This window comes from Pedobacter sandarakinus (assembly GCF_026240095.1).
In the GTDB taxonomy this organism is placed as follows: domain Bacteria; phylum Bacteroidota; class Bacteroidia; order Sphingobacteriales; family Sphingobacteriaceae; genus Pedobacter; species Pedobacter sandarakinus.
Window position 1 is genome coordinate 656,975 of sequence record NZ_JAPIVG010000002.1, and the last position, 17,744, is coordinate 674,718.

At 39.0% G+C, this 17,744-nt stretch carries 15 protein-coding genes, 1 tRNA gene and 1 other RNA gene; 8 read left to right on the forward strand and 9 right to left on the reverse strand.

The genetic code is table 11. From position 1 onward, the window contains the following. Position 1 precedes the first annotated feature (1 nt). On the reverse strand, positions 2–4,501 hold the full coding sequence (gltB, locus tag OQ268_RS08470; RefSeq protein ID WP_265855689.1) for a glutamate synthase large subunit: 4,500 nt from the start codon (positions 4,499–4,501) through the stop codon (positions 2–4). A gap of 407 nt (positions 4,502–4,908) precedes the next feature. Here gltB and ffs point away from each other — a divergent pair. Together ffs and fsa are read left to right on the forward strand one after the other, a co-directional pair. Continuing rightward, positions 4,909–5,008, forward strand: an RNA gene (ffs, locus tag OQ268_RS08475) — signal recognition particle sRNA small type. A gap of 109 nt (positions 5,009–5,117) precedes the next feature. After that, positions 5,118–5,777, forward strand: coding sequence for a fructose-6-phosphate aldolase (gene fsa / locus OQ268_RS08480; RefSeq protein WP_265855690.1), 660 nt, complete (start codon positions 5,118–5,120; stop codon positions 5,775–5,777). Between the two features lie 84 nt (positions 5,778–5,861). Here fsa and OQ268_RS08485 read toward each other — a convergent pair whose 3' ends face one another. Then, positions 5,862–6,368 carry a D-glycero-alpha-D-manno-heptose-1,7-bisphosphate 7-phosphatase gene (locus OQ268_RS08485; RefSeq protein ID WP_265855691.1) on the reverse strand — a complete coding sequence of 169 codons (507 nt, stop codon included), beginning with the start codon at positions 6,366–6,368 and terminating at the stop codon, positions 5,862–5,864. Between the two features lie 206 nt (positions 6,369–6,574). Continuing rightward, complete coding sequence (locus tag OQ268_RS08490) at positions 6,575–7,687, reverse strand: formylglycine-generating enzyme family protein (RefSeq protein WP_265855692.1); 1,113 nt, start codon at positions 7,685–7,687, stop codon at positions 6,575–6,577. Positions 7,688–7,860: 173 nt separating this feature from the next. Between OQ268_RS08490 and OQ268_RS08495 the strand changes: the two genes are divergently transcribed. Next, a tRNA-Lys gene (locus OQ268_RS08495) sits at positions 7,861–7,933 on the forward strand. 417 nt (positions 7,934–8,350) lie between these two features. Then, positions 8,351–8,734 carry a hypothetical protein gene (locus tag OQ268_RS08500; protein ID WP_265855693.1) on the forward strand — a complete coding sequence of 128 codons (384 nt, stop codon included), beginning with the start codon at positions 8,351–8,353 and terminating at the stop codon, positions 8,732–8,734. A gap of 283 nt (positions 8,735–9,017) precedes the next feature. Here the strand turns inward: OQ268_RS08500 and OQ268_RS08505 are convergent, their stop codons facing one another. Next, positions 9,018–9,848 (reverse strand): PRC-barrel domain-containing protein, encoded by an 831-nt coding sequence (locus OQ268_RS08505; RefSeq protein ID WP_265855694.1) that lies wholly within the window; start codon positions 9,846–9,848, stop codon positions 9,018–9,020. Between the two features lie 389 nt (positions 9,849–10,237). Here OQ268_RS08505 and OQ268_RS08510 point away from each other — a divergent pair, with 389 nt between their 5' ends. Both OQ268_RS08510 and mnmA read left to right on the forward strand, forming a co-directional pair. Beyond that, complete coding sequence (locus OQ268_RS08510; RefSeq protein WP_265855695.1) at positions 10,238–10,462, forward strand: CDGSH iron-sulfur domain-containing protein; 225 nt, start codon at positions 10,238–10,240, stop codon at positions 10,460–10,462. Positions 10,463–10,923: 461 nt separating this feature from the next. Continuing rightward, complete coding sequence (mnmA, locus tag OQ268_RS08515) at positions 10,924–12,015, forward strand: tRNA 2-thiouridine(34) synthase MnmA (RefSeq protein ID WP_265855696.1); 1,092 nt, start codon at positions 10,924–10,926, stop codon at positions 12,013–12,015. Between the two features lie 23 nt (positions 12,016–12,038). Here mnmA and OQ268_RS08520 read toward each other — a convergent pair whose 3' ends face one another. The 4 genes from OQ268_RS08520 to OQ268_RS08535 all read right to left on the reverse strand — a co-directional run bounded on the left by OQ268_RS08520 (position 12,039) and on the right by OQ268_RS08535 (position 14,985). Further along, entirely contained in the window at positions 12,039–12,809 is a 771-nt protein-coding gene (locus OQ268_RS08520; RefSeq protein ID WP_265855697.1) for an SDR family NAD(P)-dependent oxidoreductase, read from the reverse strand. Positions 12,810–12,850: 41 nt separating this feature from the next. Continuing rightward, on the reverse strand, positions 12,851–13,102 hold the full coding sequence (locus OQ268_RS08525; RefSeq protein WP_265855698.1) for a hypothetical protein: 252 nt from the start codon (positions 13,100–13,102) through the stop codon (positions 12,851–12,853). A 100-nt stretch (positions 13,103–13,202) separates the two neighbouring features. Continuing rightward, complete coding sequence (locus OQ268_RS08530; RefSeq protein ID WP_265855699.1) at positions 13,203–13,853, reverse strand: response regulator transcription factor; 651 nt, start codon at positions 13,851–13,853, stop codon at positions 13,203–13,205. 55 nt (positions 13,854–13,908) lie between these two features. Next, positions 13,909–14,985 carry a PAS domain-containing sensor histidine kinase gene (locus OQ268_RS08535; RefSeq protein ID WP_265855700.1) on the reverse strand — a complete coding sequence of 359 codons (1,077 nt, stop codon included), beginning with the start codon at positions 14,983–14,985 and terminating at the stop codon, positions 13,909–13,911. 194 nt (positions 14,986–15,179) lie between these two features. Between OQ268_RS08535 and OQ268_RS08540 the strand changes: the two genes are divergently transcribed. Then, a complete protein-coding gene (locus OQ268_RS08540; RefSeq protein ID WP_265855701.1) occupies positions 15,180–15,659 on the forward strand; it encodes a hypothetical protein in 480 nt (159 codons plus the stop codon). 578 nt (positions 15,660–16,237) lie between these two features. On the opposite strand, the gene OQ268_RS08545 is transcribed toward OQ268_RS08540, so the two are convergent. Beyond that, positions 16,238–16,426: a cold-shock protein gene (locus tag OQ268_RS08545; RefSeq protein WP_265855702.1), complete on the reverse strand. Its 189-nt coding sequence runs from the start codon at positions 16,424–16,426 to the stop codon at positions 16,238–16,240. 173 nt (positions 16,427–16,599) lie between these two features. Between OQ268_RS08545 and map the strand changes: the two genes are divergently transcribed. Next, a complete protein-coding gene (gene map / locus OQ268_RS08550) occupies positions 16,600–17,403 on the forward strand; it encodes a type I methionyl aminopeptidase (RefSeq protein ID WP_265855703.1) in 804 nt (267 codons plus the stop codon). Positions 17,404–17,744 lie beyond the last annotated feature (341 nt).

Genomic DNA, 17,744 nt, shown 5'->3' on the forward strand with positions numbered 1-17,744 from the left:
GTTAGTGTGTTTTTACTTGTTGACCGCGTTTAGCTAAAACTGCTTTGTATTCTTTGGGGAATACCTTTACAAAGTGGTTTGACTGGGTTTTCCAATCGCTTAAGATAAAATCTGCTACCTTACTGTCTGTTAAGCGAATATGTGTTTTAAGCAATGCCATTATTCTTTCTTCGTCTTCTGCCTGAAGGGGATCCAGATCAACCATTTCCTTATTACATTTCCTTGCAAAAGTGCCATTGGCATCATAAACCCAAGCCACTCCACCGCTCATACCTGCTGCGAAGTTACTTCCGGTATCGCCAAGAATAAGTACTTCACCTCCGGTCATATATTCACAACCATGGTCGCCAACTCCCTCTACCACAGCAGTAGCACCAGAGTTACGTACTGCAAAACGCTCACCTGCCTTACCACGGGCAAACAATTCTCCTGATGTTGCACCATAAAGCGCCACATTACCAATGATGATATTCTGCTCTGGAACAAATGTTGCATTTGAGAATGGATATATGGCTAATCGTGCACCAGATAAACCTTTACCAACGTAATCATTTGCCTCTCCTTCGAGCGATAGGGTTACGCCACGTGTATTAAATGCACCGAAACTTTGCCCGGCAGACCCGACAAATTTAAAGTTGATTGTATCCGGAGGTAATCCAGCACCCATATGTACTTTCGAAATCTCATTAGATAACATCGTACCTAGCGAACGGTCGGTATTTTTCACATTAAAACTGGCAAACACTGGCTCGTTATGTGTAATGGCGGGCTGTGCAGCGGCAATCAATTGATGATCGAGTACGTGAGTTAAACCATGGTCTTGCGCTTCGGTGTTGTAGAGCGGTAAGCCATTGTCTGGCGCTTTGAAAAGAATTGCTGATAAATCAAGATATTTTAATTTCCAATCGTCTGCTGGTAACTCTCTAACTTTTAAGATATCTGCCTGTCCTATCATCTCGTTAATGGTTCTAAAACCCAGTTCAGCCATGATTTCCCTTAACTCTTCAGCTAAGAAATAGAATAGATTCACTACGTGATCTGCATCGCCTGTAAATAATTTGCGCAGTTCCGGATCTTGCGTAGCTACACCTACAGGGCAAGTATTAAGATGGCATTTACGCATCATGATACAACCCGAGGTAACGAGTGCTGCCGTGGCAACGCCCCATTCTTCTGCACCAAGTAGTGCCGCAATAGCAATATCACGACCGGTTTTAAGCTGCCCATCGGTTTGCAATACAATTCGGTTACGAAGTTTATTTTTTACCAAGGTTTGATGCGCTTCTGCCAATCCAAGCTCCCATGGTAAGCCGGCATGTTGAATAGATGTTAATGGAGATGCACCGGTGCCGCCATCAAAACCAGACACCAGAATTACATCGGCATGAGCCTTAGCAACACCTGCAGAAATAGTTCCAACACCTGCTTTAGAAACCAATTTCACATTAATTCTTGCGGTGCGGTTTGCATTTTTTAAATCGTAGATCAGTTGAGCTAAATCTTCAATAGAATAGATGTCGTGATGCGGAGGAGGAGAAATCAATCCCACTCCAGGAGTAGAGTGGCGAACTTTGGCAATCCAATCATCCACCTTGTGACCAGGTAATTGGCCACCCTCACCAGGTTTAGCACCCTGAGCCATTTTAATTTGAAGTTCATCAGCATTAGTTAAATAAGAACTTGTAACACCGAAGCGAGCAGAAGCAACCTGTTTAATTGCCGACCGCATACTATCGCCGTTCTCCATTTTAGTATAACGCATTTCATCTTCACCTCCCTCTCCGGTATTACTTTTGCCACCAATTCTGTTCATGGCAATGGCCAATGTAGAGTGGGCCTCATGTGAGATGGAACCGAATGACATTGCCCCTGTAGCGAACCTTTTCAAAATTGCTTCAGTTGGTTCAACCTCATTCAATGGAACTGAAGGGCGTGAATAATTGAAATCAAACAATCCACGAATGGTATAAGCTTGTTGGGTTTGCTCATTTACCAGTTTCGAATATTGTTTAAAGATATGATAATCGTTTTTACGGGTCGCATTTTGCAAAAGGTGTATCGTTTGTGGATTAAATAAATGCGCCTCACCACGACGACGGAATTTATATGTTCCTCCTGCAGGCAACAAATTTTCTGTTTGCGTGGCAGGACCAAAACTCCGATGGTGTTTCACCAATGTTTCCTTAGCTATTTCATCTAAACCTAAGCCACCAATACGAGAAACTGCACCGGTAAAGTAGTTGTCTACAACCTGTTTGTTTAAGCCTAAAATTTCAAATATCTGCGCACCTTGGTAAGACTGCAAGGTAGAAATTCCCATTTTAGAGAAAATCTTTAGTAAGCCACTATTTACCGCGTAGATGTAATTTTTAGTCAACTGTGCGGCAGACAAGCCTGATTCTTTTTCGAAACCGCTAATTGTTTCAAGTGCCAAATAAGGGTTGATGGCAGTAACACCAAAACCTAGCAGCGTTGCAAAATGATGCACTTCCCAAATATCTCCGGCCTCAATGACAATGCCCACAGCACCACGGTAACCTTTACGTATCAGGTGGTGGTGGACAGCAGAAACTGCCAATAAAGATGGCATCGCGGCATGTTCAGAATCTATAGCCCGATCTGTTAGTACAATTACCTGAAAACCATCTTCAACTGCATCTACAGCGTAGCGACAAAGTCGGTCTAAGGCTTTTGCCAGTGCACCAGGCTTTCCATCTGCCCTAAAATAAGTCTGCAAAGTTTTTGCCTGGAAAACGCCGGTATCTATACTTCTTAATTTCTCTAGTTCCTGGTTGGTTAGAATAGGATGCTTAATGGCTACGCAATGTGCCTGTAGCGGATTTTCTTCCAACAGATTACCATTGCTACCCATAAAACTCGCCAAACTCATTACCACTTTCTCACGAATGGGATCAATTGGGGGATTGGTTACCTGGGCAAACAACTGTTTAAAATAATTGGAAAGGTGTTGCGGGCGTTTGGATAAAATAGCCAGTGGGGTATCAGTACCCATAGAACCAATTGGCTCTTTACCCTCTACAGCCATCGGTTTAAGCAAAAGATCTACATCTTCCCTGCTGTAACCAAATACTTGCTGATATTTAAAAATAGACTCTTCCGATAAACCAGTAAACATTACCCTTGGCTCGGGAAGTTCCTCTAAACGGATCTGGTATTGATTAATCCAGTCGGCATACGGACTTTTACCGCAAACTTGCGTTTTAATTTCCGTGTCACTGATAATCCTGCCCTGCTCCATGTCTACTACAAACATTTTACCGGGAGTTAAACGTCCTTTCTCGATGATGGTACTCTGATCGATAGCTAATGCACCAGCTTCAGAACCCATAATCACCCGATCATCAGAAGTGATTGCGTAACGCGATGGGCGTAAACCATTACGATCGAGCGTAGCGCCGATTACTTTACCATCGGTGAATGCTATTGCAGCAGGACCATCCCATGGCTCCATTAATGTTGCGTGAAATTCGTAAAATGCTTTTTTGAGGGGGTCCATGTCTTCATTACCGTCCCATGCCTCTGGTACCAACATCATTAACACATGCGGTAAACTTCTGCCAGCGTGCAGTAAAAGTTCGATCACGTTATCTAAACAGCCAGAATCAGAGTTAGTCTCGTCGATTACCGGAAGAAGCATATCCAATTCTTCCGGTGTAAAATATGCTGAAGCGAAGGATTTTACACCAGCCCTGAACCAGTTGAGGTTACCCTGTAAGGTATTTATTTCGCCATTATGGGCAATAAAGCGAAATGGTTGTGCCAAACGCCATGATGGAAAAGTATTTGTTGCAAACCTGGAGTGCACCAAACCCAGTGCAGAAACCATCCGCTTATCGCTTAAATCGCTGAAATAGGTGCGAACCTGCAATGACGTAAGTTGTCCCTTATAGATAATTGTTTGCGCAGATAATGATACAATATAAAAGTCTTTACCCCCGTTAACGGTGTTTACGATGAGTTTGATGAGGTAATTTTTAAATACATATAATTTACGCTCGAAATCGGCACCCGGATTAATGGTATATGGGCGGGCGATGAAAACTTGCTCTATTTCAGGTTCAACAGAAAGTGCCATGTTTCCGATATCTGTTGTATCAACATCCACCTTTCTAAACCCTAAAATTTCCAATCCCAATTTTTCTGCAGCACGATAAATAAGTTCTCTACATTCTTCTCTTGAACGGATATCTTTAGGCATAAACAGCATACCCACGCCGTAGTTGTTGGTTTCCGGCAAACTAAAGCCAGCTTTTAAACATTCATCATAAAAAAATTCGTGAGGAATCTGAATCATAATACCGGCACCATCGCCTGTATTTGGTTCTGCTCCACATGCCCCTCTATGATCTAGATTCTCTAAAATAGTAAGTGCATCGGAGATGATTTGATGCGATTTTCGCCCTTTCACATGTGCAACGAATCCAATGCCACAGGCATCGTGTTCAAATTGCGCATCGTACAATCCACTGTTTGGTTCCATTCTTTGCTCGTTAGTTGTTAGTGTATAGGAAACACTAAGATACAAAAAACGGGAGTCAGATTACAGAGTTAATATCACTTTTAGAATAATTTTAGTTTTTACGCAATAACAAGCAAATAAATTAGTCAATTATCAAAATAATAATCGTTTAATTGCCATTTTAATAATGCCTTGTTTTGAGCTAAATCGACTGTTTTGGATGTTCTGCGACGTGTTTTTAATCAAGAATTTGATGATATAATGGATATAACATTAGCGTAAATTATCCTGCCGCAGTTGGAGATAATATAATTGCAGCTAAATCTTTTGAAAATTTTATTGTTTTAGCAATCAGCCACATAGCGTAAGGAGGTAAAAAATCAGAAAAATGCATTTCGCAAAACAACTTCTTTTTCTACCTTTGTGCCGGGCAAGTCTTTTACGACCAGCTCCCTTTGAACTCCCCCAGGATGGGAACATAGCAAGGGTAGAAGGTTGTAGCGGTGCGATAGAAGGTGCTTGCCCTTTTTTCTTTTTTCCCTAGTGCCACCAACGAACGTTGGTGTAGACTCTGAAGGGTAAATAAAATTCTTCAGGGTTCATATCATTGAAACTCAAACTTTAAGAATTTATAAACATGAAATTTTTTATAGACACAGCTAACCTCGATCAGATCAAAGAAGCATATGATTTGGGAATTTTGGATGGTGTTACCACCAACCCGAGCTTAATGGCCAAAGAAGGTATTACAGGAGAAGAGAACGTCATCAACCACTACAAAGCAATCTGCGACATTGTTGAAGCTAATGTGAGTGCGGAAGTGATTGCTACTACCTTCGACGAAATCGTTAAGGAAGGTGAAGCATTAGCTGCCTTAAATCCGAAAATAGTTGTTAAAGTTCCAATGATAAAAGATGGCTTAAAAGCAATTAAATATTTTTCATCTAAAGGAATAAAAACTAACTGCACCTTAATATTTTCAGCGGGACAGGCTTTATTAGCTGCCAAGGCAGGTGCAACTTACGTTTCTCCTTTCTTAGGTCGTTTAGACGATATATCAAATGACGGGTTGATATTGATTGAAGACATTAGGACTATTTTCGACAATTACGGATACGAAACGCAAATCCTGGCTGCATCCATTCGTGGTCCTTTGCATATTGTTAATTGTGCTAAATTAGGTGCAGATGTAATTACGGCTCCATTAGCAGCAATTGTTGGCTTATTAAAACACCCATTAACAGATAGTGGTTTAGCTACGTTCTTAGCAGATCATGCTAAGGCTGCTGGCAAATAATACCTGCTATCCTGAAAAAATAAATCCTGAATAGTAATTGATGATTATTAATAACTATTCAGGATTTTTTGTGTTCGAGAAGATTTAAGTTAGGGACTGACGACTTAAAACTTCTTTAATATTTTCGTAAACAATTTGCTCGTCTGGAGCGATCAGTACTCCTTTCACCCCTGCTCCATTTGCAGCCTCAACATCCCTTGGCTTATCCCCAATCATGACAGATTGTGATGGATCAATGTCGTACATGTCGATGGCATCCAAGATCATTCCTGATGCCGGCTTTCTGCATTTACATGCATCACCCACCGAGGGATGATGAGGACAATAATAAAATCCTGCGATATCTGCACCCTTAGCCAGAAAAGCATTCCTAAGCATTTGGTGCATGATGGCTAATTCCTGTTCAGTGTATCGCTTTAACGCAATTCCACCTTGGTTAGTAATTACAATTAACAAGTAACCTTCATCATAGAACTTCTTTAGCACTGGTATCTGATAATTGAGGATCTGAAAATCTTCGACTTTGCAGATATAGTCGTAAATCTCGTGATTTAAAACACCATCACGATCGAGAAAAATAGCTTTGTTCATAAACAATTAAAATGTAAATGGATGATGCACTTACATCCCATGTGGGCAAAAATAGAAAAAAATGCTAAGGAAACGCCTCAGTTTTAATCCCGAAAAACACATAAAATAGTTAAATCTACTTGTTGGCAACGCTAAGCAACTGCTTACTGCTATTGTATGATCGTATGCACCACTAACCAACGCATGCTTACGGATTTACAAGCATACTAGTTGGAGCTCACACACCTAAAACCTGTGTGTTCCAGTCCGGTATCAACAGAGGTTTTCATCCGTGACGTTACCCTGTAGCCCTTGCAGTAGGAAGCGTTGCACATAAATGATCCTCCCCGAACGACTTTTTTAGGTATGGTAGGCTCCATTGGATCATAACTGGTTGTTGGACCGTTAGGATTGGTGACAGCCTCGGTCAAAGATTGGTAGTAATCTGGCCTGTACCAGTCACTGCACCATTCCCAAACATTACCAGCCATATCAAACAAGCCATAGCCATTGGCCTTAAAGGTTTTAACGGCGGCAAGCCCTTTGATTCCATCCCAATTGGTATTTTTTATGGGAAAGTTGCCTTGCCAGGTATTTGCCTTTGCCTTGCCAGCTTCTATATCTTCGTTGCCCCAAGGGTACTTATTATCTTTCAATCCTCCCCTTGCTGCAAACTCCCACTCTGCCTCTGTCGGCAGACGTTTTCCCGCCCATTTGCAGTAAGCCATAGCATCATCCCAGGATACGTGAACTACCGGAAAATTTTCTTTTCCTTTGATGCTGCTACCCGGTCCGTGCGGATGTCTCCAATCTGCACCTTTTACCCATCTCCACCATTGCGAAGCATCATTTAGAGATGTAATTGAGGGCGGCTGATAAAAAACTAAGGAAGCGGCAACAAAAACACTGTCTGGTGGGCGGGGTGTTCCTGGTGGAAGTTGCTTTTTCATTTCTTCCCAATCAGGCTTCTTTTCGGCTGTAGTAACATATCCGGTTTCATCAATAAATTTCTGAAAACTTGCATTGGTTACTTCGGTAGCATCGATCCAAAATGGTGACAACTTAACTTCGTGTTGAGGATATTCGTCGTCTCTTCCTTCTTGGTCTGAAGCGCCCATCTTAAATGAACCAGCGTCTATAAATACCATTCCATCATGGCTTACCTTGTGGCTACTAAAAATCGATGTATCTTTTACGGCGCCAAATCTGCTGGGTAAGTTTTTCTCGCAAGATGCTAATGAATCCTGTTTTCGCTTCAGGTCATCTTCTTTTTTCGGCCCACTGCAGGACCACACAACACAAACAACAGCAACAGCAACGGCATTTTTCAGGTATGACATACAAATTATTGAGTTTTAAAATTAAAAATTTTCTACAAAAAACCGAACATAAATATTTAATTAGCTTATAAATCAATAGAGTAGCAGTTTTGAAATACTTTTATTTGCATCCAAAGCATTTGAACGCTATATTTGCATCACTTTAAAGAAACAGACACTGTTTAATAAAAGTTGATTCCGTAGCTCAGCTGGTAGAGCATTACACTTTTAATGTAGTGGTCCTGGGTTCGAATCCCAGCGGGATCACGAAAGCCTCTAACGAAAGTTGGAGGCTTTTTCGTTACAAGGATTCGAACCCGGGTTCGATTTGTAAAAGGCTCAAGGTTGTGTTCGGGGTTGCGGGTCTGAGCCAATCCCAGCGGGATTACCAGGATCTAAAAACCTTTCAGAAATGAAAGTTTTTTATGATATTATCATTCATGCGAGGGTACATACCTCCGAGAAAGGGTTTTCATAATCACCAACTTTACAATTAGGAGAACTATTGAAGGTATATGTATTATTAGGAAGCACTTTGGAACTTCAGAAAAACAGTAAACTTGAATTGGCAACCCTTTTATCTCAATAGATATTTCGAAAACACTTCCCCGCAATTAACTGAAATATCTATCGAGCTGTAGCGATTGGCCTAAAGGTTTCGTTTTAAAATAAAATCGATTGGTTATGAGAAAATTTAAAATTTACATGGTTCTTGGTATAACAATTATCGTCCTGCTTTCGTGTGGCAAAAACCCACTTAGTGATAGACCTGGTGAGGTGTATGGTACTTGGAAGTTAACTGAAACGCTGTTTGATCCGGGAGATGGTAGTGGAAAATATGAAAAGGTGAAGGAAAACAAATCTCTTAACTTGTCAAAAACTGGCATCATCTCTGGTGATGCTTTACCAGATTTAAACGCCTTCAGAATTTTAGATAGTGTAAGAATGGAGGTCACTTTAAAAGCAAATCAAACTATTTTGGTTTATAGATATAAAGCTACGGCAAATATGCTTACACTGAATCCACCTTGTATCGAAGGTTGTGGATATCGCTTTATAAGAAGGTAGATTACCTCAGAAGCGCTAATAGTACTGAGGTGTAATTTTATCTAGGTAGATTTCCAACTGTCAATGTCGAATGATCGTTTACTAATTCGGGCCAATGGTAAAATATTGACTACCTAAAGTGAAAACTACAGTCTTTTAATAACTTTTACGTTGATGACTTCCTTATCTAATTTAAATTTTCTAGCGTAACAAAGCGCAATGCGTTAATTTGATTTGAAAATGGTTCAGTAACGCTATATAGAAGCAGTACCGAACCAATCCTCGAAAAGTGTTACTGTCTATGTTATAAACTGGTACGATTGTGATAAGCTGTAATGCCTTCACCTATGGTATTTACAAAGTTATCTTCCAAATCATCCATGGTATGCCACTTTACACCATTCTCGCCAGCTTCTGCATAAATTACCCCAATTTTACTTTCACCATCAATAATGCGGTAAGTACCATTATCTTGCGGTTCAATACCATATTTCCCAGAAGTGGTATCAACTACGAAATAATCTGCGTTTTCAGAATGGTAGTCAGCATTTACTTCTGCAGAACTTAATCCTGATGAACGCTCAACCAATTCGTGTATCGTATTCGATTCCTCTACTCGTTCCTCTGGTAAAATAGATGGGTTGCTTTGTTCAGCAAACTGGTGCCTACTGATGATGTTTCCCCTATCAAAATGATGGTGTTGGTAAAAATCTTCGGTTGCTCCTTCAGCAATTTCTTCCTCAATTCTTAGTGCCGCAGGACTTCCAATGGCAGCTCTGATTTGCATCTCCGTATCGCGGGTAACCTCATTAATGATATAATTAGGCATAGATTGGTACTGACCCTCGTGCATCACAGGTAAGACTACAGATTTATCATCACCTAAATTTACATATCCGATTGGGAATAAAACAGCTTTTCCTTCCCCACCAACCAACTCCGGCCTCAAATCAACAATGACATAACGAATAGCGTTTTGTGTTGGATCAAACAACAAATCCCTTACTTTACCTATTTCTGCTGAACTTTCGTCCTTAACTATCCAGCCCGTAATGTCTGCTTCACCATCATTAACACGGTAATCACCACTCGATAGTTCTTCAAGATTTAAATATTCAATATTTCTTGCGTTCATAATTTGTAAATTAAATGGGTAATTCTTTTTACCCATCTTTTCAACACGATCCATTTCAAATGGTTTTGATCCTTATCAAAAGTGGCCAGGTTTTGTAAAGTTTAAATAAAAAATCAATCCCCTTTACTTCTTTCGCCATTACTTATTTCTAGGGATTTTCTGTCTTTAATCAAAACCATCATTCAGGAAACGGATACTCAAATATTTACCCATGCTTTCGACATCGAAGATTTAAAAATGAGGAATTTATTCAGTTTGTCATCAGGCCAATTCCATCGCATCCAATTTGTCGAAATATCGGCTGTTTGATGAAAGTGACTAAAACTTTGAGAAATAAATTTAAAACTACGGCTAATCCATTACTTTTGCAGCAAACTAACTAAAGTAATATGTCGAAAACTAGATTAACGATTAATAACAACGGGTCGGTAAAAATTGAAGGTGATTTTGAGATTGTCGATAAGAATGGTAATGCTTATGGTTTGCAAGGAAGAGAAATTGTATCCATCTGTAGGTGTGGTCTTTCTAAGAACAAGCCTTTTTGCGATGGAGCTCACAGAGGTCACTTCGAACACGATGCGATTGCATTCGATTTACCTCCAAAAAAAGTGTAAAACGGTCCCCAAATAAAAGGATAAAATCACCAGGTCTTATCCTTTTATTTCCTTAGTGAATGGCGAGGTTACACGTCAGGCACCTATACAATCATCCAAAACAAAGGATACATTTTTTCAACTTTTCAGGATGCTTTTCCCGTTAGGCTAAAGCTTTTGATGTGGAAAGATTAAACAAAAGAATCTATCATACCATCTTCGCATCCAATGGAGAGTCAAAGTTGACAATCGTTCGATAAAATAAGTCAGATCTTTTACCCTCGCAATTATTACAAAAACATGGATATGCCCATATTGTGCATGGTAGTTAAGATCTTCGAATACTAGATAAATCCAGCTAAGTATGTCAATTGAGTAGCCTTAACTGTTATCCGAAGAGAAAAGCGGTTTTTACAAGTAACTGACTTGACAGAAATAAAGTGCAATAAATAAAGCTTATTTTTGCAGGCAATAGTAGTAAGATGAGTAAACACGGAAGAATTTTGGTAGCCATGAGTGGCGGAGTTGACAGTTCGGTGGCGGCAGTAATGTTGCACGAACAAGGTTATGAAGTCATTGGTTTAACAATGAAAACGTGGGATTACGCTTCTGCCGGCGGGAGTAGTAAAGAAACAGGATGCTGCTCGCTTGATAGCATTAATGATGCCCGGACACTCGCCGTTAACTATGGCTTTCCTCATTATATTTTAGATATTAGAAATGAATTCGGAGATTATGTAATTGATAACTTCGTTGATGAATACTTGGCTGGAAGAACCCCAAACCCTTGCGTATTATGCAATACGCACATTAAATGGGAAGCTTTGCTAAAACGGGCTAACAAACTAGATTGTGAGTTCATTGCAACTGGGCATTACGCGAACATTCGCCAGCAAGAAAGCGGGAGATATGTAATTTCTAAAGGCAAAGACGAGAACAAAGACCAAAGCTACGTGCTTTGGGGAGTATCTCAGGAAAATCTTTCTAGAACGAAATTTCCGTTAGGGAGCTTTGCAAAGGCAGATATAAGACAAATGGCCCTAGATATGGGCCAGGAAGAGCTTGCAAAAAAATCGGAAAGTTATGAGATTTGCTTCGTTCCTGATAATGATTACCGTGCTTTTCTTAAACACAAAGTGGAAGATCTGGAAGATCGTGTGGCGGGAGGTAATTTCATTTTAAGTAATGGAATGGTAGTAGGGCAACATAAAGGCTATCCATTCTATACTATTGGCCAGCGTAAAGGTTTAGGTATTGCCTTCGGAGAACCCATGTTTGTTACCAGAATATTGCCAGAAAGCAACACTGTTGTATTAGGCAAAGCCGATGAATTAGAGCGTAGCGAGGCTATGGTTAGAAATATTAATCTCATCAAATACGCCAGTATTGACGATCCGCTCAGCGATGTAATCACTAAAATAAGATACAAGGATGCAGGAATGTTAAGCACTATTGTACAGGAAAAAGACCAGATGCGAGTAGTCTTCGATCACAATGTTTCTGCCATTGCACCAGGCCAGTCGGCGGTTTTTTACGAAGGCAATGATTTACTGGGCGGTGGGTTTCTTATCTAGTTATTTAAAGTAACTAAGGTTAATTACTGCTCTTCGTAGTGATATGTCAATCCGCCGTCGACAAAGTAAGTAGAGCCTGTAACGTAAGCTGCTTCTTCAGATGCTAGGAACGCTACTACAGCAGCTACATCTTCCACAGTACCCATCCTTTTCATCGGAATATTTTCCAAAACCTGTTCAAGCTGCTTTTTATTGTTAAGTAAATCCTGATTGATTGGAGTAGTAACTGCACCAGGAGCAACGTTATTAATTCTAATATTGAACGGTGCAAGTTCCGTAGCTAAATTCCTACACAGCATTCGCAAGCCGCCTTTGCTAGCGCAGTAAGCAGCAAAATGAGGGAATACAATTTCTTCGTGTACGGAACTCATATTAATAATCGTTCCTGAAACTTTGTCCTTCATACAATACTTTACGAATGCTTGAATTCCAAAAAAAACACCTTTTAAGTTAGTATCCATTACAAGGTCATAATCCTTCTCCGTAACTTCCCAAAAGTTTGCTTTCGTTTCGAGCCCCGCATTATTGATCAGTATATCCAATGAGCCAAAAGCCGCAATTGCATCGTTCACTAAGGCTACTACATTTTCAGTCTTGCTAATGTCTTGAGCTATGAATTTCGCCTTGCGCCCCATATTTTCTATCTCCTTAATTAGCTTTTCACCACGCTCATCAAAGTCTCTCCCGTTTAAAATAATGTTCGCACCTTCTTTCGCAAGTCTTAATGCACAAGCGGCTCCTATACCTTGACTACTTCCTGTAATAAGAGCAGTTTTGTTTTTAAAACGATCCATTTGCATATGATTCAATTTTGCTAATTATATAATTTAAACGATTAAACAAGTACAATTTTCTCCACAGAACGCTCGCCTTCGCTACGTACAAAAACAACCCGAGGATGGATCAAATTTCTATATCGGAGTTTTAGCTTTACAATAAAATCTTTCAAATTGGTTTCCTTTACCAATGTAATAGCAAGCGCATCAGCATTTCCCCTTACTTCCTTAATCTCAGATGGATAATCTTCTTTAAGATGATCTGTAAGTTCCATACCAAACAAACCACTTAATAAGGTGAAAGTTTGCATTAAACCTCATTTTTCCTTTAAATGTTAGCAAGAAAAAAATGTGTTTAGATATAATATGAATCAATGTAATTTCCGTGGTGTGCTAAAAATCCCCAAATTCTTAGCTTACATAACCATTCAATACCGCAAAGCGAATCAGTGCCGCCGAATTTTTTGCACCTGTTCTATCAATCAAAGCTTGCCTGATACCCTCTACAGTTCTCCTGCTTAAGAAAACTTGTTCAGCAATTTCCTGGTTGGTCATTCCACTCGCAATAAGTCCAAGAACCAATTGCTCCCGATCAGAAAGCGCAAGCCTTGGCATACCTTTTTCAGGCATATTGGTAAGCTGGTGATTGAATCTTTCCAGCACCCCAATGCTTAGTTCAGCTGATAGATATCGTTTTCCTGCCATAACCTGTCTTAACGCAAATAGCAATTCAGCTTCATCAACATCTTTAGAGAGATAACCTCTAGCCCCGGCAACAAAAGCTTTGGCAGCAAATTTCTCATCTTCTAAAATAGATAGCATTACAACATGCATGCTCTCTTTAATTTTTTTAATCGCTGCAATCATCTCAATGCCATCCATCTCGGGCATAGAAACATCAGAGATAACAATATCGGCACTTACCCCATTTTCCAAAAGCGTTAAAAGTTCCTTTGCACCCGCAACAGCGGCAATAACGTCCAGGTCTGGATGTTGTTTTAACAATACATATAACGACCTGCGAACAATCTGGAGGTCTTCTACCAGTATAATTTTAATCATTTTAAGTTTTAGCGTATTAATTTATTTTCGTTAAGCATAAGATAATGTGGGCTATTTATTTCGGGAGTTCAATGTAGAAGGTTGTACCTTCATTAATCACGCTGGTAAACCAAATTTTCCCCCCATGCAAATCTACAATCGATTTAATTATTCCCATACCTAATCCGTGGGATTCTTCACCCCTCAAACCAAGCCTAAGGCCAATAGCCGACCGTTCAAAAAGATGACTCTTCAAATCATTTGGGATTCCTATCCCATCATCAGATACTGATATCAGTACACTTTGTTCCTTTTCTTCTGCGGCCAGGGTTATGGTACCTTGTTCTCGAGTAAATTTTATCGCATTCGATATTAGATTGTTCAAAACCTGAAGAAATTTCATTGTATCTAATCTTAAATAAATCCGATCTGATTTGCAATTCAAATAGAAATTTCTTTCCTCCTTTAAGTGCGATCTCCTATAAAAACGGATCAAATCTTTCAATTCCCAAATTAAATCCGTCCGTTCTTTTTTAATTTCAATCTCGGCAGATTTCAAAAACTCACGGTTGATCAAACTTCTAACCATCTTTAAATTCCGCTCGCACATCTCTATAATAAAGTTTAATCCTTCCTCAAGATATGCTTCACTTCGCTGCTCTACATTTGTTGCCATCGATGAAGCAGCCATTTTCATCATTCCAAATGGTTCTTTTAAATCGTGTGATAGCACTTCCAATGCAATATTTTTTCTGGAGTTGATCTGTTCAATATGTATTTTATTATGTTTATCAATGGTAATATCTTCAATTACCCCACAAATGACCGCCTTATCAGAAATCTTCACCCTACCGACACTTAGCTTAACATACTTCTCAACTTCATCTTTAAGCAGCAATCTAAACTCATATTTTCTGGAACCTGATTCTGTTAATATTTCCTCATAGCAATCCGCAACCAAATCCCTATCATCCGGATGGATCATATCTAACAACTCCAAAGGGGAATGTTTAAACTCATCTAAGTCTCTGGAAAGAATGTTTGAAAACCCCGCATTATAATAAACGAGGGCATGCGTTTCCAAATCATAAATAAAATATCCATCAACAGACATGTCACCCAATTGACAAAAGAGGCTATCTAAATTTTGCATTAGCGTATAATTTTAATCTGTGGTTTTATCAAATTTATTCTCTAGCAAGAAACAATATTCAAACAAAAAAATCCTAAGAAAGTTTAGCTATTATGTGCAATAGACGTTTTTTACCAGCTGGGAATTGAATACCAAACAGTTACCTTGAGGTGTTGTCAACCATCATTTCTCTGGTTGATACAAAAGTTTTTTACATGACATTATTCTTGTTAACCACCTTCAATCTGCCAGTAGAAAAGAGAACTTCGGCATTTCTAGGGGCATTATATTTTGAGAAAATCCGCTTTATATCAAATTCGAAAGTTATTTTTGCATCAATGTCACCTCTATATAAAATACTTTACCTCTTCGAAGCCAGTGAAATCGTTATAATGGAAATTATGCGGACAGATAAACCAGATCATGCAGATGTATCAGAAATCTACCATTGGTTATATCTCGAGAAAAAATCTTGTTCCCTTATTAAACTATGGTTTAGATCAATGGACTCATCCTCCGAAGTAGAAGAAAGGTATTTCGAACAAGGTTATTTAAAGTTCAACTTAAGGGAAGCCACATACATAGAAAAGTATAATTCGTCGCAGTATAAGTTGGTTAGGCAAGATGTTGGTACTGCAGATAGACAGCTAAATCAACTTATTGAGAGCTACCTGAAGCTACCCCAACAAATTTAAGCTACAACAAAACAATACCTCAACGCACTTTGTTGTTCAATAAAAACAATGAATCAAGGTAGAGGACATAGGCAAATAGATGAATCAAATAAGTTCATGGCAATCGCTGTTTTTGTCGGATTACTGCTTCTGTTAGCCATCTGCTACGTAAATTAACTTTTTAAAAGAGACTTACGTTATCTTTTAAATCGCATTTATTCAAATCCCAGTAGCTTTTGAGAAATTAATCGTATATTTTCGAAAAAACCCATTGTTTCTCATCCTTTTTTTAATTATATTCACATTAAAATCAGGATGTTATGAAAAACAAAGCCATTTTCTTTATAGCTTGTCTTATAACAGCAGGCTTAATCTACATTTCAAATTCAATAGCCGACCCTGAATTAGGAATATCAACCGTAATATTAATCTGGGGTATTACGCTTTGGTATTTTATCAACCGGCAAAGATCAACAGAGCATAACGAGCCGAACTGATAGTTTGTATTCTTTATTGCCACTAATTGATTTATTTAAATCTTAATCAAAAAAAAAACAGGCTTTTAAGGCCTGTTAAAAATCTAAAAGCAATTATTTATATTAAGCTAATTTAACCTTAACCGCATTTAACCCCTTTTTTCCTTCTTGTACCTCGTACTCTACCACATCATTTTCGTTAATTTTATCGATCAATCCACTAACGTGAACAAAAATTTCCGAACCGCCCTCTTCTTTAATAAAACCGAATCCCTTTTCTGCATTAAAAAATTTTACTGTACCTGTTTTCATTGTAATGATTTCCTTTTAAGTTTATAAAATAAAAATACTGTTAAAATCCCTAAAATAAAACCATACCGCATTAATTTTATAAAAGATTTTGTATGCGTTGCAATAACGTACAATTCTGAATAAACACTTTGTGGCAAATTTAGCCCTTAAGGTAGCTTTTGCTATATTTGCACATGATATTTTATAAAACAGACGATGAAGTAGCACTTATGAAAATTAGTGCAGAACTGGTAAGTAATACATTGGCAGAAATTGCCAAAATCCTTAAACCAGGCATCACTACGCTCGCACTAGATCAACTTGCAAATACTTACATTAGAGATCATGATGCTATACCTTCGTTTTATAATTACAATGGTTTTCCATCGAATATCATCACCTCATTAAATGATGTGGTAGTACATGGCCTACCTGGGAAATACGAATTAAAAGATGGCGACATTCTTTCTGTAGATATTGGAACTATTAAGAATGGCTTTCATGGCGACCATGCCTATACCTTCATCATTGGCGAAACTACGAAAGAGGTATTAGATCTGGTAAAAATAACAAAAGAATCACTTTACCTTGGTATTGAAAACGCCGTTGTTGGAAAACGAATGGGCGATATTGGTTGGGCCATACAACACCACAACGAAAAGAATGGATACGGTGTTGTTAGAGATTTAGTTGGCCATGGACTTGGAAAAGACATGCATGAAGACCCTCAGGTCCCAAATTACGGAAAAAAAGGCGCAGGTCCATTGCTTCGCGAAAACTTAGTCCTAGCCATAGAACCTATGATTAACATGGGTAAAAAAGATGTCTATCTAGACGAAGACGGCTGGGCCATTAGAACCGCAGATGGATCACCTTCTGTTCATTTCGAACACGATGTGTGCGTTAAAAAAGGGCAAGCGTTAATCTTATCTAACTATCAACCTATCGAACTAGCCGAACAAGCAAATAGAAATCTCAACACCTCCTATTACGCCTAAAGCTACGCGTTTTACTTGCAGTTATTAGTAGGGCAAGTTCAATGCCATTTATGTTAGGTTCGGTCCCGCTGTACCTCCAATCTTTTTGTGGGCGGTGTTGCCGGCGGATTGGGCATGCCACAAAAAGTATTTCCGTCCCATCGGGCCTAGATGGCAGGGCCAGTAAAGTTATTTTCGGAATAGCGAAAGTTTAAACAAGTACCCCCAGGTATTTATAGTTTCAGTATGTATGCTTAAGCGCCAATGTTACGTTTTATAATTTGAACCATCTACTTTGCACTTCCCACTTTGAACCTTGAACTTTTCACTTTCAACTTTGAACTTTCAACTCTGAACTTTGA

What these genes read in the sequence shown, in the direction of transcription:
- gltB (WP_265855689.1), bottom strand. Translation starts at nt 4,501, where the DNA reads ATGGAACCAAACAGTGGATTGTACGATGCGCAATTTGAACACGATGCC.
- fsa (WP_265855690.1), top strand. Translation starts at nt 5,118, where the DNA reads ATGAAATTTTTTATAGACACAGCTAACCTCGATCAGATCAAAGAAGCA.
- OQ268_RS08485 (WP_265855691.1), bottom strand. Translation starts at nt 6,368, where the DNA reads ATGAACAAAGCTATTTTTCTCGATCGTGATGGTGTTTTAAATCACGAG.
- OQ268_RS08490 (WP_265855692.1), bottom strand. Translation starts at nt 7,687, where the DNA reads ATGTCATACCTGAAAAATGCCGTTGCTGTTGCTGTTGTTTGTGTTGTG.
- OQ268_RS08500 (WP_265855693.1), top strand. Translation starts at nt 8,351, where the DNA reads ATGAGAAAATTTAAAATTTACATGGTTCTTGGTATAACAATTATCGTC.
- OQ268_RS08505 (WP_265855694.1), bottom strand. Translation starts at nt 9,848, where the DNA reads ATGAACGCAAGAAATATTGAATATTTAAATCTTGAAGAACTATCGAGT.
- OQ268_RS08510 (WP_265855695.1), top strand. Translation starts at nt 10,238, where the DNA reads ATGTCGAAAACTAGATTAACGATTAATAACAACGGGTCGGTAAAAATT.
- mnmA (WP_265855696.1), top strand. Translation starts at nt 10,924, where the DNA reads ATGAGTAAACACGGAAGAATTTTGGTAGCCATGAGTGGCGGAGTTGAC.
- OQ268_RS08520 (WP_265855697.1), bottom strand. Translation starts at nt 12,809, where the DNA reads ATGGATCGTTTTAAAAACAAAACTGCTCTTATTACAGGAAGTAGTCAA.
- OQ268_RS08525 (WP_265855698.1), bottom strand. Translation starts at nt 13,102, where the DNA reads ATGCAAACTTTCACCTTATTAAGTGGTTTGTTTGGTATGGAACTTACA.
- OQ268_RS08530 (WP_265855699.1), bottom strand. Translation starts at nt 13,853, where the DNA reads ATGATTAAAATTATACTGGTAGAAGACCTCCAGATTGTTCGCAGGTCG.
- OQ268_RS08535 (WP_265855700.1), bottom strand. Translation starts at nt 14,985, where the DNA reads ATGCAAAATTTAGATAGCCTCTTTTGTCAATTGGGTGACATGTCTGTT.
- OQ268_RS08540 (WP_265855701.1), top strand. Translation starts at nt 15,180, where the DNA reads ATGACATTATTCTTGTTAACCACCTTCAATCTGCCAGTAGAAAAGAGA.
- OQ268_RS08545 (WP_265855702.1), bottom strand. Translation starts at nt 16,426, where the DNA reads ATGAAAACAGGTACAGTAAAATTTTTTAATGCAGAAAAGGGATTCGGT.
- map (WP_265855703.1), top strand. Translation starts at nt 16,600, where the DNA reads ATGATATTTTATAAAACAGACGATGAAGTAGCACTTATGAAAATTAGT.